The sequence below is a fragment of the Bacillus sp. FSL R5-0447 genome, from assembly GCF_038606125.1.
In the GTDB taxonomy this organism is placed as follows: Bacteria; Bacillota; Bacilli; order Bacillales; family Bacillaceae; genus Bacillus; species Bacillus velezensis.
The window spans coordinates 3,566,699-3,588,392 of record NZ_CP152012.1 but is presented as its reverse complement, the minus strand read 5'-3'; the positions used below and the strand labels follow the sequence as shown (position 1 = coordinate 3,588,392).

The following is a 21,694-nucleotide window of genomic DNA, read 5'->3' as shown; positions in this document are numbered from 1 at the left end:
TGGTGATAACTATGCAAAAAACAGCAGTATGCACGACCCGCCAGGCATGGGATCGGGCCGCTGACATGTATCAGGCGGGATTGTTTCAAAGCTATGATTGGGGAATCCTCATGGAAGAGCTTCCCGGCACGTCATTTCACCCTGTCAGACTGACAACGGACGGAGGACAAGTCATCTATCTTCCGCTTTTTGAACAGAAGGGCGTATTATCCGGCAATATGATCGGATACGGCGGCGTTATTTCAGATCGCCCCATCTCATTTGAATGGCTTCAAAGTGAAATCCAGGCCATATTCGGCCGGAACATATCCCGGATGCTGCTGCCGTACGGTCAGACTTCTTTTACAGAAGAAATCAGGGAAGGATGGACGGAAAAGGCGACACGGATTCTTTCGCTTCCGGACACGTTTGACGAGCTTTGGACGGGTATTTCCGGAAAAGCCCGGACGGCAGTCAGATACGCTGAAAAAGAGAATATTGTCACCCGGCTGATCGGGCGAAAAGAACTTAGCGCGTTTTATGACCTCTACAAAGAGCATACAGCGTCAATCGGCGCGGCTTATGTGCTGAGCCAGGGCTTTTTCCAAAAGCTGCTTGACACGTTTGCGGACCGAATGTTTTGGATCGGAGCATATCAGGATGAGACGCTGATCAGCAGCAGTATTTTTCTCTATGACCGCTCTCATTTCTATTATTGGCAGAATGTAAACAGCCTGGCGGGAAAAAAAGCGCAGGCCTCTTACTTATTGATGCGTGACGCCCTGCAATTCGCCATTTGCCGCAAGCTTCAATGGGCTGATTTTGGCTATTCACACAGTAAAGAAATCGCGAGACCGAAACGATATTGGGGAGCTGAAGAAAAACAATGCCGACTTTTTACGAAACCGGAATGAAAACAATAAGCGGCCATCAATCCAGTTATCTGCCGTGGTACGGTTTTTTTGAAAAAATGTATAAGTCGGATCTGTTTGCCATTCATGACACAGCTCAATTTGAGAAAAAAGGATTTCTCAACCGCAACAGAATCAAAACGCCGCAAGGCCCCAGATGGCTGACAGTGCCTTTGCAGATGAAACAATATAAAGACATAGAGCTTCGGCATATGAAAATCGACCAGACACAGGATTGGCGGAAAAAACATTGGATGGCGATTAAGATGAACTATGCGAAAGCTCCCTATTTTGAGCGATACCAGCATTTTTTTCAAGATGTCTATCAGCGGGAGTGGGAATATCTCCATGATTTGAATATGCACATCATTGAATTTTTCCGAAAAGAGCTCCGAATTGAAACGCCGCTCTGTTATGTCTCTGAGCTTGAATGCCGGAAGGAGAAAAAAAGCGATTTTGTTTTAGCGCTTTGTCAGGAGCTGGGGGCGGACCGTTATTATTCAGGCAGTCAGGGTTCCGACTATTTAATAGAAAGCGATTTTGAAAGAAACGGAATTGTCATTGAGTATCAGCAGATCCGACATTTTGGCTATCCTCAATTATTCGGGGAGCATATCCCTCACCTCTCCATGCTCGATATGCTGATGAACTGCGGAGCGGATACAGCTGAAATGTTAGTTAAAGGAGGGCAATATGATGAAAGTAATGGTATTTGCAGCGCATCCCGACGATGAAATTATCGGCGTCGGCGGCACGCTCGCCAAACATGTCCGCCAAGGTGACAGCGTGTCGGCAGTCATTATGGCGGAAGGCAAGTCATCAAGAAAAACGGATTACAAAAAGCCTGAAGATTCCGTTATGGAGCATTCTAATCAAGAAACGGAGCAGGCGCTCAGCACTTTGGGCATCCATGATTTTGTCAGGCTGAACCTTCCTGATAACAGAATGGATTCAATGGATTTGCTGGATGTCGTGAAGGAAGCGGAGAAACAAATCAATCGTTTTCAGCCTGACATTGTGTATACCCAGTACGGCGGTGACATTAATATTGACCACTCTGTCGTATTCAGAGCGGTCATGACGGCAACCCGTCCGCTTCCCGGTCATACGGTAAAACGGGTTTTTGCCTATGAAACATTGTCTTCGACGGAATGGAATTACTGTCAGAAGGATCAGTTTCATGCCAATTTCTTCGTTAATATTGAAGACGAGCTTGAAACGAAATTGAAATCGATGGCGTGTTACGGTTCCGAGCTCAGAGACTTCCCTCATCCCCGCTCTTTGCAGGCGATCGAACATAATGCCCGTGTGTGGGGAGCAAAAGCGGGTTTTTCGGCTGCGGAAGCGTTTATGCTTGTGAGAGGAACATGGTGACTGTCCTATGATTGCTCAAATTCCGTTTTTCGGACTTGATCCGAAGCAAATCGATGAGAAATGGGTGGAAGCGGGATACGGTCTGGAAGCGAATATTTTTGACGGCCATTCCTTTGCGGAAGCGGATTATCTCAAAACATTTAATCAGACGCTGGAATATGCGAAACAGCTTGATCCTTCATTATTGACGCTGCATTTCCCGACAGATCATGCCGATTATGTGCATGAAGATCACATCAAAAAACAGCTTTATCACTTTGCGGAGCTCGCTGTGAAATACGGTGCCAAAGGCATAACCGTTCATGCGAATCAATTTATGACGGTTGAGGAATTTCAAGTCTATGACCTGGAAGGAAACCGTAAAAAAATCGTTGAGTTTTTCGCGGAGTTTGATGAGCGGCTGAAAGGGACAGACATTTGGATCGGTGTGGAAAACCTTCCGATCATCGGGAATCTGGGAGAGGATTTTGATCCGATTTTCATTTATCCTGAGGATTTTACAGAGCTGGTGCAGCTGGATCTGAAGCATGTCGGTATTACGTGGGATCTGTGCCACTGGGCGATTACCTATCAGACTCACTTATCTTCCGCGCTTATGTTCAGAAATGATCAGCTGAAATATCCCGATTTCTTTCAGTTTCTGTCGATAAAAGAGAGCATTAAGCATTATCACTTCAGCTCATTTCGCCAGCTTGCGTTCCCGCATGGGGGCGTCCGCTGTTTTGAGGGCCGCCATCCGAGTGAAGGGACGATCGCTGAGGAGCTGCTGAGACGGGCTGCCGATACTTTGCAGGAGCTTTATCGGAATCAAGATACCGGCATTGTATTTGAGGTGATGGAAGAGGATTATACGGAAAGACGGGAATCATGGAGAACGCTGGAATGGTTCGGCGGTGTTTCTGATGACGAGGATCAAAAAAGGGCCTGATATGACATATCGAACACCGAACTATGCAAAGCTTTGGTGTGCACAGGTGTTTTCTTCAGCAGCGGATGGGGTCTGGCTCATTGCTTTGCCGCTGTTAGTGTTAGAATTGACCGGCAGCAAAATTCTAGTCGGCGTTATTTCTTTTATCGAACTCGTGCCGTTGACATTTGGCGTGCTGGCGGGGCCGCTGATTGATTTATTCCGAAAAAAGTCGATCTTGTATTTGTGCAATACGGGCCGGGCCGTCATCATGATCCTCTTGGCGGTGCTCAGCGCGAACGATTTATTAACCGTGTGGATAGCCGGGGTGTGCGCCTTTTGTCTATCTCTGCAATCGATGCTGTTTGCGCCGGCGAAAGTCGCGATCATTCCGTTGCTCGTCCGCAAACAGCATCTTGATCAGGCGACATCTCTGATCAATACGAGTGACTTGATCGGACTCATCGTCGGAAAATTGATCAGCGGGATCATGATTGCGGCTATTCCGTTCGGGCTGCTGTTTGCCATAAACGGAACTGCTTTTTTGATCTCTGCGGCATTTATCGCGTTTATTCGTATTTCAGAACAGCCCAATGAAAAAAGCAACGGAACTGAAGATGTAAAAGCCGGTTACAGAATGCTGAAAGGAAATGCGGCATGGCTGACATCGGTCGGATACTTTTTCGTCGTAAATCTCGTCATTGCCGGCCTTATTTCAGTAATGGGGCCGATTCTTGCTGTGGAGCGTTTTCAGCAGAACTATTCTGTATGGTTTGCCGTCATGTATTCTATGTTTCAGGCGGGGATGCTTTTGGGCAATCTGGCCGTATTTTTCAAATGGAATACAAAACGCTTGAACCGGCTGTACCCGCGGACGTTAACGGCAGCGGGACTGCTCATTATGCTCCTGTTTTTTCCCCTTCATGGGTTTGAGTGCATCATCTTCCTGGTGCTTGGCATCATCATCTCGTATATTGATGTGCAAACGGTGCTGTATTTCCAAAAGACGGTTCCGGCCGCATATTTCGGAAGGGTCTTTGCACTGATTTTTTCCATTGTCAAAATGGGTGAACCGCTGTCGGCCGCTGTCTACACAGGGCTTCTGCTGTTGATGAATGCGGATTATATTTTTGCGGCGGTCGGACTGACCCTTACGATCGTTTTTGCTGTTTTTTCAGTCAGACAAGGAAGTCAAAGAAATACAGAGAAACAAGCGGATCAATCCGTCTGAATGGTAAACGAAGGGGCGCCGATGTCAGCCGGCGCCCTTTTTATCATAAATCCAAATAAAGCCGTATCATATCCCGGCATTGAATGCCGTTTTCAAAAATGTCTTCATCATAATGTCTGATAAAAAAATCATGGTCGACAGCCTGAATGCGGAATCCGCATTTTTGATAGAGTGACAGCTGATGAATACTGGAATTTCCGGTGCCGATTTCAATCGTGTCAGCCCCCGATTGTCTCGCTTTTTCAATGGCATCCCGCACCAGCTGTTTTCCGAATCCCCTGTTCTGCAGCGATTCTTTTACCGCGATGTTTACGATTTCTATCGTTTTAGGCCTTGTTTGCAATAAAACGTAAACCCCTGCAAGCTCGTCTGACGTCCAGGCCGTATAGCATTCTCCTCTTACAAGATAATCATCGACAATCTCTTTCGACGGATCGGCCAGCAGCAATAGTTCATACAGCGCTTCATCCGGCTCCGCGGCTTTTCGGATGCTCAGTTTTTGCATGTCCGTTTCTCCTCCTCCGTTATGATCGACAGCTATTTTTGAAAATAACTCCAAAATCATTCTACTTTATTATAAAATATGAAACATAGGAAAAGTTATACAAGTTTTGCAGATTGAATAGGAGGAAAGTCATGTTTTTTTGTAAGCATTGCGGCCAGCAGAACAATGAAGAAGCGCATTTCTGTAAAGAATGCGGAAAACCGATCGGGAAAGGAAGCCGGCTGGAGCGGCAGGCGGCTGTAAAAGCGGCTGAACCTGCTTCACAAATGAGAAAGCCGATCCCTAAAAAAACGCTCTTCATGTGGGGCGGCATTGCCGCAGCGCTGATCTTATTGATTGCCGCATATAAAATCGGAGCCTGGCTGACATCTGAAAAAAGGCTCACGGATCAATTCGAACAGGCGGTTCATGACGGGGACACGAAAAAGCTCGCAGCCCTGCTCACTCCTTCAGACAAAAAACTGAAGCTGAATGAGACCAATGTCAAACCGCTCCTTGCATACGCAAAGAAACACGATGAACTGCTGGCAGCGCTTCGCGGCAATTCATCAGAAAAAGATGCGGTATACGTAAAAAAAGAGGGAAAAACCCTTCTTTTGTTTGACCATTACGAACTGAAAGTCGATCCGGTTTATTTCCGCGTCACCAGCAATTATAAAGGCGCCGATCTTTATATCAACAGCGAGAAAACAGGTACGGTCAAAAAAGCCGATGAAACCCAAATCTTCGGCCCGTATGCACCCGGTGTCTACACGGCGGAAGCCAAGCTTAAAAATGAGACGGTTGACGTTGTCAAAAAACAAGAGGCAGAGGCGGCCGGCAGCCGGAATGTTGAGTTTGACCTGCCGTTAGATGCCGAGGATGTGACATTCACTCCGGCAGACAGCTTCAAAAGCGCGAAAGGCGATCTGCTGATAAACGGCAAGTCCGTCCATAAAGATCCGTTTACATCCGTTACATACGGTCCGCTCTTAACTGACGGTTCCATGACAGCCGCCGTGGAGGCTGATTTTCCTTGGGGAAAAATGAAAACTGCCGATGTTCCGATCAACGGTACTGATATGGAATTAACGCTTATCCCGGATCAAGATACACAACAAACAATCATGGACACGATTGTCAAAACAACGAAGCAGTATACAAAAGCGATGGCAGACGGAAATACCGATCAGATGACCGAGGCTGGTTCCGCCTGGAAAGAGCAGACGAAAGAAGTGGTATCCGGCATGAAGAGTTCCGGCACCTTTTTGAAGGATCAGTATAAAGAGACAAGCTTTGATCTGGATTCATTTGCGATTTCTCAAGAGAACGGCCGCTGGCAAGTAACTGTTACGGGTAAAGAGCTTCATGAGTCTGCTTATTTCGACGGGAATACGAAGCCTGATATGGAAGAGGCTGAGCCGAGCTTTCATTATGTACTCTCATATGATACAAAACATAAAAAATGGGTTTTCGAAAAAGCTGATCCAGCCTCAGATTCTTCTGGGACAAATGTAAAAAAAATAAAAAACGACCAGCCGAAAACCTATACATCCGCATGGGCATCTTCCAAAGGAAATACAGCTTCAGGCAGCGTGACAAACGAGCAAGTCACATCGTTTATGACTGATTACCTGACAAATCAATCAAGCGCCGTCAGCCTTAACAATTTTGCCATCATGGCGGGCAATTTAGAAGAGGGAAGCCCTTTGTATGCAGATCAGCAGAAACTGGTCAAAAAACTGCACAGCGAGGGGACGACCGAAGTATTTAATGAAGTGAATGTCAAAAGCTTTTCACAGAAAGGCTCTCATCTGACGATTCATACGTACGAGGAGTTTTATATTACGAAAGCCGGCGGGAGTCCGAAGCTCAGATCATACAATTGGACGTATGGCGGCGTTGTTAAAGACGGAAGAATTTATTTAACATCCATTCAATAAAAAAACCCCCGCGCCAATCAGGCGGCGGGGGTTTCCGTTTTTAAAAGAAGAAATAATTCATGAGTTCTTTTATATAATGCTTGATCGTGAATTGAAATGTTACGCAAATGATCAAATAGATGACGATAACAGAATAAATGATATCCGCCTTAGTAGTGAGCTGATGCTGATAGCTCGCCAGCATGAGCGGAGGCACGGCAAACGCCGCTCCTAAAAGACCGACAGCCAGAATGGTGAAGCAAACGGTTGTATGAAGCAGCATAAAAATAAGTGCAAGAAGCAAAATAGCTGTAAACGGAATCAAAAAGGCCCCGAATCTGGACAGCGAATCTTTAAATGACACCTGGGCGCCGCCGGCCTTCAAAGCGATAAAAATCAAGAGATACAGGCAAAAAACGCATAATGCAAAGGTAAGCGCCGGTTTGACCACAACCGCGGTAAAACTGATGTCACGAAAGCCGTCTGATAGGAGAATATAAAACATAATCGGCGTCACCAGACAGAAAAGCACCATGTTGATGATGCTGCTGACAAGCTGTTCGCCGCCTGTCGTTTTACATGTTTGATACGGTCGCTTTAACACATCAAGCACGAATAAGGCAAATTGCTTTGAAGCCTGCTTAGCCGCGGCGCCGGCCTGAGCGGCCTGGCCTTGCGTTTGGCCTGCGCCTCCCTGCCCGGGCTGGGGCGCCCCGCACTTTTCACAAAACTTTCCGCCATCAGTATGATGGCCGCATTGAGAACAATACATTCTAAAACTCCTTTTACAAGTAATATAGGGATTTTGTTCAATATTTACATTATAAAAGAAAATAGGACGGATGTAACGGAGTTTTCTAAAGATATACAAATCACCTTCTCTATGAATTGATAATAGAGAAAAAGTACCCTTTATGGTAGAATTTTATTGGAGCTGATAGATATCATGTCTCTCGGCGCATTGATTCAGAGTGAAAAAGGAAATTAACGCATGCTAAAAAAATTGAAAATGCTTTATCGGCTGTTGAAATTCGGAAAAGGCTTATGGAGATAGCAAACAGAAAAAACCGTCCTTACAAGGACGGTTTTTTCTGTTTCCAGATTGTCCGGCTGAGGTTATAAAAAGCAGCCCCCGGGGTAAAAACCATGCATAAGAAACAGCGGAGAACAAAACATAACTCAATAATGGCAAGTCATAAGGAGGTACGCATGTTTTCATTCATCATTCATGTCTTCATTTCACTGTTTGCAGTCTCCAATCCCATCGGAAACGTGCCGATTTTTCTTTCACTGACGGAAGGGTACCCGGAGAAAGAACGGACAGCGATCGCGCGCAAGGCTTCCGTGCTGTCGTTTATCATCTTGGCGGCTTTTTTAATCTTCGGCCATCTGATCTTTAAACTGTTTGACATTAACATTCATGCCTTACGTATCGCGGGCGGCATTTTTATTTTCGGCATCGCTTATAATCTGCTGAACGCGAAGAAATCTCATGTGCAGTCTCTCCATCATGAAGAGAAAGGGGAGAGCAAGGAGAAAGCTGATATATCTGTGACGCCTTTGTCGATTCCGATTATCGCCGGACCCGGTACGATCGCGACGGTGATGAGTCTGTCAGCCGGCCATGGCGGCATCTTCCATTACATCAGCGTGCTTATCGGCATTGCGGCCGTCATCGCGATGACGTTCATCTTCTTTCACTATTCATCTTTCATCAGCAATAAGCTCGGGAAAACCGAAATGAACGTCATTACCCGGCTGATGGGGCTGATTTTGGCGGTGGTGGCGATCGGCATGATCGGCGCCGGTCTGAAAGGCATGTTCCCGATATTGGTTTCCTGACTTAAAAAAGCAGCGCCCGGTTATCTTCGGGTGCTGCTTTTTTCTATTTTCGGCACATGCTGAAACACTTCTTCACTCTCAAAAAATTCTATCAAACGGCTCAGCCAGTCATAATAATGGAGCCAATCCGTCAGTTCATCCAAAAGCTGACGGGCTTTTTCTTCAATATCGGGACTGAGATTTTCCGATTCCAGAAGCTCAGTCAGCTCGCGGTTCAGCTTTTTATAGAGCATTTTGTTTTTGCTGACCGCCTTTGTCCAATTTGCCGTAAACAGGGAGATAAACGTCTGGTAATAATCACGCTCAACGTCGTAAAGGTCTTTCCGAACGCCTTTTTCAAACACTTTTTCAGCCAGATTGGCATCGGTCATTTCGCGGACCACCTGGCTCATCCTCGTTTTGCTCATCCCGGTCGCCTCTGACAGCTCATTTAACGTCATCGGCTTGCGGTTCATATAAATAATACCGAGCACACGTCCCAGTGTGGCCGGCATTCCGAATGTATGCATATTCTCGGCGATTCTCTCAATGAGATGCTCTTCAGCATGCCCGATGATATCAAGAGCGTTTTTTTCCACGGCTGATCATCCCTTCACTGGCTTTTCATGCTGACAATATATCATATTTTTTACAGTTGATGAAAAAGATGATGCGGCAGGATATGCGAGCTATCGGGAGCGATTGTAAGAACATCCGCATTGTCAGCGGGATAACATGAAAAAATACGTATATTGTATATAATTTCAACACATTGTAAACTTTTTATTTTACAAATTTCATCTTATAATAAAGATTATACTTTTCAGAAAAATAACGGAACCCTTCGGAGGTGCGCAGATTGCTGAGATTAGAAAATGTATCAAAAGTCTATAAAGGCGGAAAAAAAGCTGTCAACAGCATTAATTTAAATATCGAAAAAGGCGAGTTTATTTGTTTTATCGGGCCGAGCGGCTGCGGAAAAACGACGACGATGAAAATGATTAACAGACTGATTGAGCCGTCATCCGGAAAGATTTTTATCGATGGCGAAAACATTATGGAGCAGGACCCGGTGGAGCTGAGACGGAAAATCGGCTACGTCATTCAGCAGATCGGACTTTTCCCTCATATGACCATTCAGCAGAACATTTCCCTCGTGCCGAAACTGCTGAAATGGCCGGAACAAAAGCGGAAGGAACGGGCGCGGGAGCTTTTGAAGCTCGTCGATATGGGCCCGGAATATTTAGACCGCTATCCTCACGAGCTGAGCGGGGGACAGCAGCAGAGAATCGGCGTGCTGCGCGCCCTGGCAGCGGAACCGCCTCTTATTCTCATGGATGAACCGTTCGGAGCGCTTGACCCGATTACGCGGGATTCCCTTCAGGAAGAATTCAAAAAACTGCAAAGAACATTGAATAAAACGATTGTGTTTGTAACCCACGATATGGATGAAGCCATTAAGCTGGCTGACCGGATCGTCATTTTAAAAGCGGGAGAGATCGTTCAGGCCGGCACTCCTGATGACATCCTCAGGAATCCGGCTAATGAGTTTGTTGAAGAATTTATCGGCAAAGAACGGTTATTGCAATCAAGACCGGATATTGAACGCGTCGAGCAGATGATGAACAAAAAACCTGTCACCGTTACGGCGGACAAAACGCTTTCGCAGGCGATACAGGTGATGCGGGAACACCGTGTCGATTCCCTGCTTGTCGTTGATGACCTGAATGTGCTGCAAGGATATGTGGATGTCGAAATCATTGATCAGAACCGGAAAAAAGCGAGCCTCGTCGGCGACGTGCTCCGCTCTGATCTGTATACGGTCGAGCAGGGGACACTGCTGCGCGATACCGTACGCAAAATTTTAAAGCGCGGAATGAAATATGTACCCGTCGTTGATGAACAAAGGCATTTAGTCGGAATTGTCACGAGAGCGAGCCTTGTCGACATCGTTTACGATTCAATCTGGGGCGAGGAAGACCAGCTGGTGACAGGCTGACAAGGGGAGGAACGCTTACAATGAATGAAATGATTAAGTTTTTGCAGACGAACGGCGGAGAACTGTTATATAAAACGTGGGAGCATTTATACATTTCGATTATCGCCGTCATATTAGGCATTGTCGTCGCCGTTCCGCTCGGAGTGGCGCTGACGAGAATGAAAAAGGGCGCAGGCGCCGTCATCGGCGCCGTCAACATTGTGCAGACCTTGCCGAGTCTCGCGATACTGGCGTTTTTTATCCCGCTGTTAGGCGTGGGAAAGGTGCCCGCGATCGTCGCGCTGTTTTTCTATTCGGTGCTGCCGATTCTCCGGAACACGTATACCGGCATTCAAGGCGTAAACAAAAATCTGCTGGAATCGGGAAAAGGCATCGGCATGACGGTCTGGGAGCAGATCAGGCTTGTGGAACTGCCGCTTGCGGTTCCGGTGATCATGGCGGGCATCCGCACATCCACCATTTATCTGATCGGCTGGGCGACGCTTGCTTCCTTTATCGGGGGCGGCGGGCTCGGAGACTATATTTTTATTGGCCTGAATCTCTATCAGCCTGAATATATTATCGGCGGCGCCGTGCCGGTCACCATTTTAGCCATTATCATTGATTATCTGCTGGCGGCGACGGAACGGAAGGTGACGCCGAAAGGGCTGAAAGGACTGAAGGAAGTATCATAAGGAGTTGGCTGTTGTGAAAAGAAACCAAAAGAGATGGATGTGCGGACTGGCGCTGTCAGCTGCTCTGCTTCTAGGCGGCTGTTCCCTTCCCGGCCTGAGCGGGGCTTCCGATGATACGATTAAAATCGGGGCGCAAAGCATGACGGAATCAGAAATTATCGCCAATATGATCGCACAGATGATTGAGCACAATACAGACTTGAATACGGCATTAATTAAAAACCTCGGATCGAACTATGTCCAGCAGCAAGCGATGCTCGGCGGTGAAATCGATATCGCCGCGACGCGCTACTCGGGAACGGATTTAACGAGCACCCTCGGCATGGAAGCGGAAAAAGACCCGAAAAAAGCATTATCCATCGTACAGAAAGAATTTGAGAAACGCTTCCATTACAAATGGTTTGATTCTTACGGATTTGAGAACACATACGCTTTTACCGTCACGAAAGAGCTTGCGAAAAAAGACCATTTAGACAAAGTGTCCGATATTAAGAAGCATGCGGGTCAATTTAAGCTCGGTGTAGACAATGCGTGGCTGAAAAGAAAAGGTGACGGCTATAAAGGTTTTACCGACACGTACGGTTTTGAATTCGGCACAACCTATCCGATGCAGATCGGACTTGTATACGATGCCGTGAAAAACGGGAAAATGGACGCCGTCCTCGCCTATTCAACGGACGGACGGATTAAAGCGTACGATCTGAAAATTTTAAAAGACGACAAGCAGTTTTTCCCGCCGTATGACTGTTCGCCGGTCATTCCCGACAGCGTGCTGAAGCAGCATCCTGAACTGAAGGGCATTGTGAATAAACTGATCGGCAAAATCGATACGGAAACGATGCAGGAATTGAATTACGAGGTGGATGGCAAGCTGAAAGAACCGTCCGTCGTCGCTAAAGAATTTTTGGAGAAACATCATTATTTTGAATAAGAAATGAGGTGGAGCAAATGGAAGTGCTGCAGCAGCTCGGCACTTATTATTCTCAAAACGGCGCCTATGTGCTTCAGGAGTTTTACCGCCATTTTCTCATGTCGGTATACGGCGTTTTATTTGCGGCGATCGTCGGGGTTCCGCTCGGCATCTTCATTGCCAGGTACAGAACATTAAGCGGCTGGGTATTCGCGGTGACAAACGTGATTCAGACCGTGCCGGCGCTTGCGATGCTTGCGGTGCTGATGCTCGTCATGGGGCTCGGCGCCAATACGGTGATATTGTCGCTGTTTTTATATTCGCTTCTTCCGATCATCCGGAATACGTACACGGGAATCGCCAGCATTGAACACGCTTATCTTGAATCGGGAAAAGCGATGGGCATGACCAAATTTCAGGTGCTCCGCATGGTGGAGCTGCCGCTTGCGCTTTCCGTCATCATGGCGGGGCTGCGGACGGCGCTCGTCATCGCGATCGGCATTACGGCAATCGGTACGTTTGTCGGCGCGGGCGGACTCGGTGACATTATTGTCAGGGGCTCAAACGCCACGAACGGAACCGCGATTATTTTGGCCGGCGCCATTCCGACAGCGCTGATGGCCGTTATCGCAGATCTTGTGATGGCATGGCTGGAGCGGGCGCTGAGTCCGGTGAGAAAGAAAAAACGAACCAAAGCGCCGAATGCGGCATGAAAAAAACGCCTTGCGGGTCAGGGCGTTTTTTTCTTATGGCTTCGGAACATGCTTGAAAATTTCTTCGCTTTCAAAAAACTCGATCAGACGGCTGATCCAGTTGTAGTAATCAAGCCAATCCTTTAATTCTTTCAGCAGTTCGTTGATTTTTTCCTCAGCTTCTTCCGGCACGCCGTTTTCAAGGACGGCCGTCAGTTCGCGGTTCAGCTTTTTATGCATCATTTTATTTTTGCTGACGACCTTGCTCCAGGTGGCCGTAAACAGCGTAATAAAGGTTTGGTAATAATCCTGCTCGACGTCGTATAAATCTTTGCGGACGCCTTTTTCAAACACTTTTTCCGCCAGATTGACGTCAAGCATTTCACGGACCGCCTGACTCATTCTCGTCTTGCTCATGCCGGTCGCTTCTGATAATTCAGTTAAGGTCATCGGCTTGCGGTTCATATAAATAATGCCTAAAATGCGCCCCACCGTCGCGGGCATTCCGAATGTATGCATATTTTCAGCGATTCGTTCTATCAAATGATCTTCAGCTTGTTCGATTACGTGTAACGGATCTTTCTCCAACAGTTTCAATCCTTTCAGTCAGCAATTCCGATGTCAATATACCACATTTTTAAACCGGCGGAAATGCTCTTCCGAGAGAATTTGGCAGTAATCCGGAGCAATAAGAAGAACTTTGCCGGTCAATACGGGTTAATCAGTGCTTACACAACCTTTATATATAATATGGACAAATTGTAAACTTTTTAATTTACAAAGTTTAATTTATAATGGGAAACGTTCAATTGTCTGAAAAGTTAAATTTGAATTTAACGAATTGAATAAACTTAATCATGGAGGTGTGAGTGTTTGCTGACATTAGAAAATGTCTCGAAAATGTATAAAGGCGGGAAAAAAGCCGTCAACAGCATCAACCTGAATATCGCCAAAGGCGAATTTATTTGTTTTATCGGGCCGAGCGGCTGCGGCAAAACGACGACGATGAAAATGATCAACCGCTTAATTGAACCGACAGAAGGCAGAATCCTGATAGAGGGCCGAAACATTATGGAACAAGACCCGGTGGAACTCAGAAGAAGCATCGGCTATGTCATCCAGCAGATCGGGCTGTTTCCGCATATGACCATTCAGCAGAACATTACGCTCGTTCCGAAGCTTTTAAAGCATCCTGCCGAAAAACGGAAGGAACGGGCGCAGGAGCTTTTAAAGCTCGTTGATATGGGGCCTGAATATTTAGACCGTTACCCTCATGAACTGAGCGGAGGACAGCAGCAGCGAATAGGTGTATTACGGGCACTTGCCGCAGAGCCGCCGCTCATCTTAATGGATGAACCGTTCGGGGCGCTTGACCCGATTACGAGAGATTCCCTTCAGGAAGAATTTAAAAAACTGCAAAAAACCTTACATAAAACCATCGTATTTGTTACCCATGATATGGACGAAGCCATCAAGCTTGCGGACAGAATCGTCATTCTGAAAGCGGGAGAAATCGTCCAGGCCGGAACGCCTGATGAGATTCTCAGATTTCCGGCGAATGAATTTGTTGAGGAGTTTATCGGCAAGGAACGGCTGATCCAATCATCCAGCCCTGATATTGAACGGGTGGAGCAGATCATGAATCCCGATCCCGTGACGGTAACACCTGAGAAAACACTGTCAGCCGCCATTCAGCTGATGCGTGCCGAGCGGGTGGATTCGCTGCTCGTCATTGATGAAAAGAACGTTCTCCAAGGTTATGTCGATGTGGAGATGATTGACCGCAAACGAAGACAAGCGGTAACCGTCGCGGAAGTGCTTGACCGGGATCTGTACACGGTCAGAAGCGGCACTCTGCTCCGCGACGCCGTCCATAAAATTTTAAAAAGAGGCATGAAATTTGTGCCGGTCCTTGATGAAGCCGGCCGGCTAACGGGAATCGTGACAAGGGCAAGCCTCGTTGACATCGTCTATGACTCCATCTGGGGAGAAGAGAATCAGCTCGCGGTGATGTCATGAGGAGGCTTCAATTGATATGAATCAGACCGTGCAATTTTTACAGGCAAATGGAGGAGAGATGTTTTATAAAACATGGGAGCATCTGTACATCTCATTAATCGCCGTCATGGCGGGCATTCTCGCCGCCGTTCCGCTCGGCGTCGTGCTGACGAGGATGAAAAGAGGAGCCGGCGCCGTCATCGGCATCGTCAACATCATTCAAACCTTGCCGAGCCTTGCCATTCTTGCGTTTTTTATTCCGCTTTTAGGCGTAGGAAAGATCCCGGCCGTTGCGGCGCTGTTTTTCTATTCCATGCTGCCGATTCTCAGAAACACGTATACGGGGATTCTCGGCGTCAATCGGCATCTTCTGGAATCGGGAAAAGGAATCGGCATGACGGCATGGGAGCAGATCAGGCTTGTAGAGCTCCCGCTTGCCGCTCCGGTCATCATGGCGGGCATCAGGACGTCTTCGATTTATTTAATCGGCTGGGCGACGCTCGCCTCCTTTATCGGCGGAGGCGGGCTGGGAGATTACATTTTTATCGGCTTGAACCTTTACCAGCCGGAGTATATTATCGCAGGCGCCGTTCCGGTCACGATGCTGGCGGCAGCCGTCGATTACATGCTGGGGATGACAGAACGGAAAGTCACGCCTGACGGGCTGAAAAGCATAAAGGACGCTTCATAAGGAGGAGGTCTCTCATGGGGAATAGATGCAAAAAACGGCTGCTCGCAATCGCCTGTATCGGCATGCTGCTCCTTGGCGGATGCTCGCTCCCGGGATTGAGCGCCGCATCGGAGGACACCATTAAAATCGGCGCGCAAAGCATGACCGAATCAGAAATCATCGCGAGCATGCTCGGACAGATGATCGAACATCACAGTGGGTTGAAAACATCCGTTATTAAAAATCTCGGCTCCAATGCCGTACAGCAGCAATCCTTGATAAACGGTGATATTGATATCGCCGCGACGCGCTATACAGGTGACGCGCTGACCGGGACGCTTCGCATGGAGCCGGAAAAAGACCCGGACAAAGCGCTGCGGCTCGTTCAGCGTGAATTTCAAAACAGATATGACATGAAATGGTTTGATTCTTACGGCTTTGATAATACATACGTCTTTACCGTTTCCGGACAGCTTGCCCGCAAGTACCATTTAGAATCGGTATCCGATGTCAAAAAAGAAGCGTCTCATCTGAAATTCGGCGTCGATAACTACTGGATGAAGCTGAGAGGCAACGGATATCAGGATTTTATGAACACATACGGAATGTCATTTGAAGGCACGTATCCGATGCAGATCGGCCTTGTTTACGACGCGCTGAAAAGCAGAAAGATGGATATCGCGCTCGCTTATTCCACCGACGGAAGAATCATCGCTTACGGACTGAAAACGCTGAAGGATGATAAGCGGTTCTTTCCTCCGTATGACTGTTCACCCGTCGTTCCGGATCAAGTATTAAAAGAGCATCCCGAACTGGAGGGCGTGATCAATAAAATGATCGGCGCGATTGATACAAAGATGATGCAGAAAATGAATTACGAAGTTGACGGCCGATTAAAAGAGCCGTCCGTCGTGGCCAAGGAATATTTAGAAAAACATCATTACTTTGAATAACGGAAAGGAGATGTGCGGATGGACACGATGAAGGAGCTGTTTACGTATTATGCTCAAAACGGCAGTTATGTTCTGTATGAGTGCTGGCGGCACTTTCTCATGTCGGCGTACGGCGTCGTTTTCGCCGCCATTCTCGCCATTCCGGCCGGAATTGTGACAGCAAGGCACGGGCGTCTCGCCGGCTGGGTGTTTGCTGTGGCGAACGTGATTCAAACCGTTCCGGCGCTTGCGATGCTCGCCGTCCTGATGCTCGTCATGGGACTCGGCGCCAATACGGTCATCACGGCTTTGTTTTTGTATTCACTGCTGCCGATTCTCAGAAATACGCACACGGGCATTATCAATATCGAGCACGCTTATCTCGAGTCGGGAAAAGCGATGGGCATGACGAAATACCAAATCCTTCGTATGGTGGAGCTGCCGCTTGCGCTTTCCGTCATTATGGCGGGTCTCCGAACGGCGCTCGTCATTGCCATCGGCATCACGGCGATCGGCACCTTCGTCGGGGCAGGCGGCCTCGGCGATATGATCGTCAGAGGGTCGAACGCGACAAACGGAACCGCCATTATTTTGGCGGGCGCCATCCCGACCGCGCTGATGGCGGTAGCCGCAGACCTGCTGATGGCGTGGCTGGAACGAGCCCTCAGCCCGGTGAAAAAACAAAAAAGAAAGCTGATCGTACGCTCAGCCTCATGAAAAAAAGCATTCTTCCGCGTGAAGGATGCTTTTTTTGATTTCTTGATTAAATTTTGATAACTGCGCTGTAAAGTCTTACTTATCAAATAACAAAGCAGAGGGGTAATCAAATGAGCAACATCTTAGAAACGAGACAGCTGCAAAAATCATTCGGCAGACAACAGGCAGTGGCTGATGTGTCTCTATCGGTTAAGCGCAACAGTATATACGGCCTGCTCGGTCCGAACGGCGCCGGAAAATCAACGACTCTTAAAATATTGACCGGAATCTTGCAGCAAACATCCGGCGAGGTTCTGTTCGACGGACATACAAGGAAGCGCGAAGATTTGAAAAGCATCGGTTCCCTGATTGAAGCGCCGCCGCTTTACAGCAACTTGACAGCCGCTGAAAATCTGAAAGTCCGCTGCGTGATGCTCGGACTGCCTGATTCAAGAATTGCGGAAGTACTGGAAATCACGGGATTAACGGGAACCGGAAAAAAGCGCGCCGGACAATTTTCTATGGGAATGAAGCAGCGTCTCGGCATTGCGTTAGCATTATTAAACCGTCCGTCGCTCTTAATTCTTGATGAGCCGACAAACGGATTGGACCCGATGGGAATTCAGGATTTGCGGGAATTTATCCGCTCCCTGCCCGGACAGGGAATGACGGTTATTTTATCTAGCCACCTGTTATCAGAAGTCGAGCAGATCGCAGACCATATCGGAATTATCAGTGACGGCGTTTTAGGATATCAGGGAGAAATCAGCCGGGAAGACGATCTGGAGCGGCTGTTTCTGGAGGTAGTCAAATCAACACGGGAGAAAGCGGGGACAGGAAAATGATTCAGTACATGCAGGCGGAACACCTTACATCTAAAAGAACATTTATCAGAAAGCTGATCATTCTTATCCCGCTTCTGAACACGGCTTTTTCTTTTCTGCTGAATGCCGCCTATTTTATGACGGGCACGTTCAATTGGTGGGCGGTTATTTTCATGCCGCTCATGATTGCTCTAATGTGCGGTTTATCTGTTAAAAAAGAGAAAAAATCAGCGCATGACCGTGCGGTGTACTCACTGCCGGCTGACTTGAAGAGCATATGGTTCTCAAAAATAAGCTTGATCGCGCTGTATTCACTCCTGTCGCAAATCGTCTTTTTAGTTATCATATTTTTGCTTGGCCTTGTGTTTCCGGCAATTGCTGCGGTTCAGCTGAAAGGTATTGAAGCAAGCTCCCTTTTGTGGCTGTCTACGCTTTGGGAAATTCCGTTCTGCTTATGGATTGCCAGACAGTTCGGGTTTACAGCAGTCATCCTCATGAATATGATCGCCGCCTTTGTTTTAGGCATTGTGCCGGCGTCAGGTTCATTGTGGTGGCTGAGTCCATGGAGCTGGTCAGTCCGGGTGATGTCACCGATTCTCGGGATCCATCCGAACGGAATTCCGCTTCCCGCAAACAGCGGCTTATTAAACGGAAACGTGATCATTCCGGCTATTATTCTTTCTATTCTTTCTTTTATCGCGGTAAGTTTTGTTTCCGCCGTGTCTTTTTCAAAAGGGGGAAACCGGTCATGACCGTGCTTTTACGATATATGTGGGCCGATGTATTAAAAATGAAGCGCACGCCGCTCATATGGATGCATGCTGCGGCGCCGGTTTTATGCGCGGGATTTTTCCTGTTATATATGATGTATGGAAGGATTCAGGAGCCTTATGTGCTGTACAGCGTCTTCTTCAGCGCGATTGCCGTTTTATACCCTTTCATCATCAGTATTGTCTGCGGCATGTCTGCCTCCGTCGAGGAACAGGCTGGTCATTTTCAGATGATGCTGGCGGTTCCGTATTCTAAAATTATCAGTTTTGCGGGAAAGCTGCTTCTGCTGCTCCTATTGAATGTGTTATCGGCAGGTCTTGCCATCTGTCTTTATTTGGCGGGGATGAAATTTGTTCTTCACATCAATGATCTCCCGTATCTTCTCTTTTTAAAAGGAGGGGCGTGGCTGATTGACGGCAGTATTCCGCTTTATATGATGTCTTTTTTTGTCAGCATAAAGTACGGCATGGGACCGTCCGGGCTTTTAGGGGGTGCGGGATTATTAATGGCGGCGCTCATGAATACGGGACTTGGCGATACCATCTGGCGTTTTTTTCCGTGGGCATGGAGCGTGCGGCTTTCGGGCCTTGCAGGGCTGCTGCATTTTGACAAAGTCAAAAAAGAGTTCCTCCCTTATGTAAGATACGATATGAGATTCGGAGAAATAATGTTATATTTTTCTATAGTGATATTATGTCTGGCCGGCCTTTATTGGTGCAGAAGATGGGAAGGGCGGCGTTCATATGAATAAAGGCAAGGAGCGATTCGGCCGGTGGCAAACATTTTAGCAATTGATGATGAAAAAGATATTCTCGTTCTGATCAGAAACATTTTACAGCGTGATCAGCATACAGTAACGATTCTGGAAAAAGCGGAGGATCAGTCATTGGATTTTTTTCAAGGCTATGATTTGATTCTTCTTGATGTCATGATGCCCGGAACAGACGGGATTGAACTCTGCCGGCGGATTCGCCCGCTGGTGGACAGCCCGATCCTGTTTTTAACGGCAAAGTCTGACGAAGAATCCATTGTGAAAGGCCTCATGACAGGCGCTGATGATTACATCACAAAGCCGTTCGGCGTACAGGAATTGATGGCAAGGGTAAACGCGCATGTCAGAAGGGAACGGCGGGAAAAGCATCAGACGAAACGGCTGATATCAGGCTTCATGTTTGATTTTGACAATAAAGAAGTATGGATTGATGACCGGAAACTGCCTCTTACGAAAAACGAATATAAAATCGTTGAATGTCTGGCACAGCATAAAAACAGAACATTCTCACGGGAGCAGATTTACGAGGAAGTGTACGGCTTGGACGGCGATGCGCTCTATTCAACCATTACGGAGTTTATCAGAACCATCCGGAAAAAATGTAAAGAACACGGGGCTGATCCGATCAAAACGGTGTGGGGTGTCGGATACAAATGGGAATAGCAAAAGGAAAATCCAGCATCCGCAAAGAGCTTGTCAAATTTACGATCACACTGTGTCTGAGCACGATGGGGGTGGCGGCATTATGTGTCGCCTTAAATGCCATTGCCATGAATGCCGGAGCGATCCTGCCCGCAAACTACAGCGAGCATGAGGCGGAACAGATCAAACCCCGCCTGAAATCAACGGAAAAGATAACCGAAGACATGATCCCCGCAGGTATGACATACGCTGTTTTTGATAAAAAAACAAAGCGGATGACAAAAGGAACGATGACGGAACAAGATGCGGCCAACGCCAGAAAAAAGATTCAGCATCAGCCGTATTTTAATTATGCACAAAAAGGATTCATGGTGATAAATCGGAAAGATGAATACGGCGTTCTCCAATATTCACTCAGGTCGGAATTTCAGTCGCCGCTGTTAAGGCGCTATCTGCCGAATTATGAATGGACGGGTCTTACGATTCTGATCTCTTTGCTTCTTTTGACCGTTTTTATCGTGACGACGCGTTTCGCCAATCAGCTGAGACGGCATTTCAGCACACTCAGCTCCATTACGGCAAGCATTCAAAAACAGAATTTAAATATCAATCCAAAAAGGTCTCGCATAAAGGAATTTGACGATGTCATTGACTCTCTGCTGAAAATGAAAGACGCGCTTCAGGCATCTTTGGCGGCGCAGTGGGAGGCGGAGCGGATAAAGAAAGAACAAATCGGCGCGCTTGCGCATGATATTAAAATTCCGGCAACGATCATTAAAGGAAATGCCGAGCTGCTTCAGTTAACAGAGCCTGATGAGGAGCAGGCGGAATATGCGCAGTATATTCTGGATGCCGGAAACAAAATCGAGCATTATGTCGGACAGCTGATCCAGCTTTCTAAAGCGGAGGAGGCAGTTGCCGTTCATGTGGAATATACCGACCTCAAAGAGTGGATTCAAAACATATATCGTGACGCGGCGGCGCTTGCGGGGCCGAAACAGATTGATCTCGTCCTCAGCGAACGGGGAATTGACCGAATTGAAGCGCCGATCGATCATGAGCTGCTCCACAGGGCGGTCATGAATATCGCGGCAAATGCCGTCGACTATACGCCGGAAGGAGGGGAAATCCTTGTGGACGTCCTGTGCACCGCTTCCGCCCTCCATCTCGCCGTATCCGACAGCGGAAGCGGGTTCTCGCCGGAAGCGCTGAAAAGAGCGACACAGCTTTTTTACACGGAGGATAAAAGCAGACATTCGGCGGGGCATCATGGCATGGGGCTTACATTCGCCCATCATGTCGTACATCTTCACCACGGCGAATTAATACTTGAAAATCAGGAGTCTGGAGGAGCCCGGGCGGAGATTCGAATTCCGCTGGAAGGCGTCAGACAAAAACAAGCCCTGCACGCCTGAGGGCTTGTTTTTCTGTTTAAGAAAAGCAAAAATAAAAACGGCTGTCCGTTTGAGAGATCAGCCGCTTATG

The 21,694-nt window shown here is 47.5% G+C and carries 24 protein-coding genes; 20 read left to right on the top strand and 4 right to left on the bottom strand.

Annotated features, from left to right (window positions below; all coding sequences use genetic code 11):
• Positions 1-11: 11 nt before the first annotated feature.
• From NYE68_RS18195 to NYE68_RS18175, 5 genes are read left to right on the top strand one after another with little or no spacing between them, the layout of a single operon-like run.
• The gene (locus tag NYE68_RS18195) at positions 12-893 is read left to right on the top strand and encodes a GNAT family N-acetyltransferase (protein WP_053574059.1); all 882 of its coding nucleotides are present in this window, start codon (positions 12-14) and stop codon (positions 891-893) included.
• A complete protein-coding gene (locus tag NYE68_RS18190; RefSeq protein ID WP_007409964.1) occupies positions 866-1,624 on the top strand; it encodes a WbqC family protein in 759 nt (252 codons plus the stop codon). The genes NYE68_RS18195 and NYE68_RS18190 overlap by 28 nt, the downstream gene beginning before the upstream one ends.
• Entirely contained in the window at positions 1,587-2,264 is a 678-nt protein-coding gene (locus NYE68_RS18185; RefSeq protein ID WP_053574060.1) for a PIG-L family deacetylase, read from the top strand. Before NYE68_RS18190 ends, NYE68_RS18185 begins: the two co-directional genes overlap by 38 nt.
• Positions 2,265-2,271: 7 nt before the next feature.
• Positions 2,272-3,192, top strand: coding sequence for a TIM barrel protein (locus NYE68_RS18180; protein ID WP_053574061.1), 921 nt, complete (start codon positions 2,272-2,274; stop codon positions 3,190-3,192).
• Positions 3,167-4,402, top strand: coding sequence for an MFS transporter (locus NYE68_RS18175; protein WP_053574062.1), 1,236 nt, complete (start codon positions 3,167-3,169; stop codon positions 4,400-4,402). Before NYE68_RS18180 ends, NYE68_RS18175 begins: the two co-directional genes overlap by 26 nt.
• A 43-nt stretch (positions 4,403-4,445) precedes the next feature.
• On the opposite strand, the gene NYE68_RS18170 is transcribed toward NYE68_RS18175, so the two are convergent.
• Positions 4,446-4,907 carry a GNAT family N-acetyltransferase gene (locus NYE68_RS18170; RefSeq protein ID WP_007409969.1) on the bottom strand — a complete coding sequence of 154 codons (462 nt, stop codon included), beginning with the start codon at positions 4,905-4,907 and terminating at the stop codon, positions 4,446-4,448.
• Positions 4,908-5,038: 131 nt separating this feature from the next.
• On the opposite strand from NYE68_RS18170, the gene NYE68_RS18165 reads away from it, so the two are divergent.
• Positions 5,039-6,829, top strand: coding sequence for a zinc ribbon domain-containing protein (locus NYE68_RS18165; protein WP_031378324.1), 1,791 nt, complete (start codon positions 5,039-5,041; stop codon positions 6,827-6,829).
• 40 nt (positions 6,830-6,869) lie between these two features.
• On the opposite strand, the gene NYE68_RS18160 is transcribed toward NYE68_RS18165, so the two are convergent.
• Positions 6,870-7,580 carry a hypothetical protein gene (locus tag NYE68_RS18160; protein ID WP_015418238.1) on the bottom strand — a complete coding sequence of 237 codons (711 nt, stop codon included), beginning with the start codon at positions 7,578-7,580 and terminating at the stop codon, positions 6,870-6,872.
• A gap of 437 nt (positions 7,581-8,017) precedes the next feature.
• Here NYE68_RS18160 and NYE68_RS18155 point away from each other — a divergent pair, with 437 nt between their 5' ends.
• Positions 8,018-8,650, top strand: a complete 633-nt coding sequence (locus tag NYE68_RS18155; RefSeq protein ID WP_015418237.1) for an NAAT family transporter — start codon at positions 8,018-8,020, stop codon at positions 8,648-8,650.
• A gap of 20 nt (positions 8,651-8,670) precedes the next feature.
• Here NYE68_RS18155 and NYE68_RS18150 read toward each other — a convergent pair whose 3' ends face one another.
• The gene (locus NYE68_RS18150) at positions 8,671-9,228 is read right to left on the bottom strand and encodes a GbsR/MarR family transcriptional regulator (protein WP_014418904.1); all 558 of its coding nucleotides are present in this window, start codon (positions 9,226-9,228) and stop codon (positions 8,671-8,673) included.
• Between the two features lie 260 nt (positions 9,229-9,488).
• Between NYE68_RS18150 and opuCA the strand changes: the two genes are divergently transcribed.
• From opuCA to opuCD, 4 genes are read left to right on the top strand one after another with little or no spacing between them, the layout of a single operon-like run.
• A complete protein-coding gene (opuCA, locus tag NYE68_RS18145) occupies positions 9,489-10,628 on the top strand; it encodes an osmoprotectant ABC transporter ATP-binding protein OpuCA (RefSeq protein ID WP_083061869.1) in 1,140 nt (379 codons plus the stop codon).
• A gap of 20 nt (positions 10,629-10,648) precedes the next feature.
• Positions 10,649-11,302 (top strand): ABC transporter permease, encoded by a 654-nt coding sequence (locus NYE68_RS18140; RefSeq protein ID WP_003151654.1) that lies wholly within the window; start codon positions 10,649-10,651, stop codon positions 11,300-11,302.
• A gap of 37 nt (positions 11,303-11,339) precedes the next feature.
• Positions 11,340-12,233 (top strand): osmoprotectant ABC transporter substrate-binding lipoprotein OpuCC, encoded by an 894-nt coding sequence (gene opuCC / locus NYE68_RS18135; RefSeq protein WP_108702434.1) that lies wholly within the window; start codon positions 11,340-11,342, stop codon positions 12,231-12,233.
• Positions 12,234-12,250: 17 nt separating this feature from the next.
• Positions 12,251-12,925 (top strand): glycine betaine/carnitine/choline/choline sulfate ABC transporter permease OpuCD, encoded by a 675-nt coding sequence (gene opuCD, locus NYE68_RS18130; RefSeq protein WP_003151658.1) that lies wholly within the window; start codon positions 12,251-12,253, stop codon positions 12,923-12,925.
• 33 nt (positions 12,926-12,958) lie between these two features.
• Here opuCD and NYE68_RS18125 read toward each other — a convergent pair whose 3' ends face one another.
• A complete protein-coding gene (locus tag NYE68_RS18125) occupies positions 12,959-13,492 on the bottom strand; it encodes a GbsR/MarR family transcriptional regulator (RefSeq protein WP_003151660.1) in 534 nt (177 codons plus the stop codon).
• A gap of 285 nt (positions 13,493-13,777) precedes the next feature.
• Between NYE68_RS18125 and NYE68_RS18120 the strand changes: the two genes are divergently transcribed.
• The 9 genes from NYE68_RS18120 (at position 13,778) to NYE68_RS18080 (ending at position 21,624) form a co-directional block, all read left to right on the top strand.
• A complete protein-coding gene (locus tag NYE68_RS18120) occupies positions 13,778-14,923 on the top strand; it encodes a betaine/proline/choline family ABC transporter ATP-binding protein (RefSeq protein ID WP_015418236.1) in 1,146 nt (381 codons plus the stop codon).
• Positions 14,924-14,939: 16 nt separating this feature from the next.
• Positions 14,940-15,593, top strand: a complete 654-nt coding sequence (locus NYE68_RS18115; RefSeq protein ID WP_015418235.1) for an ABC transporter permease — start codon at positions 14,940-14,942, stop codon at positions 15,591-15,593.
• 62 nt (positions 15,594-15,655) lie between these two features.
• Complete coding sequence (locus NYE68_RS18110) at positions 15,656-16,525, top strand: osmoprotectant ABC transporter substrate-binding protein (RefSeq protein WP_223204412.1); 870 nt, start codon at positions 15,656-15,658, stop codon at positions 16,523-16,525.
• 18 nt (positions 16,526-16,543) lie between these two features.
• Positions 16,544-17,221: an ABC transporter permease gene (locus NYE68_RS18105; RefSeq protein WP_040238875.1), complete on the top strand. Its 678-nt coding sequence runs from the start codon at positions 16,544-16,546 to the stop codon at positions 17,219-17,221.
• Between the two features lie 110 nt (positions 17,222-17,331).
• Positions 17,332-18,045, top strand: coding sequence for a lantibiotic protection ABC transporter ATP-binding protein (locus NYE68_RS18100; protein ID WP_064107484.1), 714 nt, complete (start codon positions 17,332-17,334; stop codon positions 18,043-18,045).
• Positions 18,042-18,776: a lantibiotic immunity ABC transporter MutE/EpiE family permease subunit gene (locus NYE68_RS18095; protein WP_227051101.1), complete on the top strand. Its 735-nt coding sequence runs from the start codon at positions 18,042-18,044 to the stop codon at positions 18,774-18,776. Before NYE68_RS18100 ends, NYE68_RS18095 begins: the two co-directional genes overlap by 4 nt.
• Positions 18,773-19,546, top strand: a complete 774-nt coding sequence (locus tag NYE68_RS18090) for a lantibiotic immunity ABC transporter MutG family permease subunit (protein WP_324636380.1) — start codon at positions 18,773-18,775, stop codon at positions 19,544-19,546. The genes NYE68_RS18095 and NYE68_RS18090 overlap by 4 nt, the downstream gene beginning before the upstream one ends.
• Positions 19,547-19,567: 21 nt before the next feature.
• Positions 19,568-20,230, top strand: coding sequence for a response regulator transcription factor (locus NYE68_RS18085; protein ID WP_007613820.1), 663 nt, complete (start codon positions 19,568-19,570; stop codon positions 20,228-20,230).
• Positions 20,221-21,624 carry a HAMP domain-containing sensor histidine kinase gene (locus NYE68_RS18080; RefSeq protein ID WP_324636381.1) on the top strand — a complete coding sequence of 468 codons (1,404 nt, stop codon included), beginning with the start codon at positions 20,221-20,223 and terminating at the stop codon, positions 21,622-21,624. The genes NYE68_RS18085 and NYE68_RS18080 overlap by 10 nt, the downstream gene beginning before the upstream one ends.
• Positions 21,625-21,694: the final 70 nt, after the last annotated feature.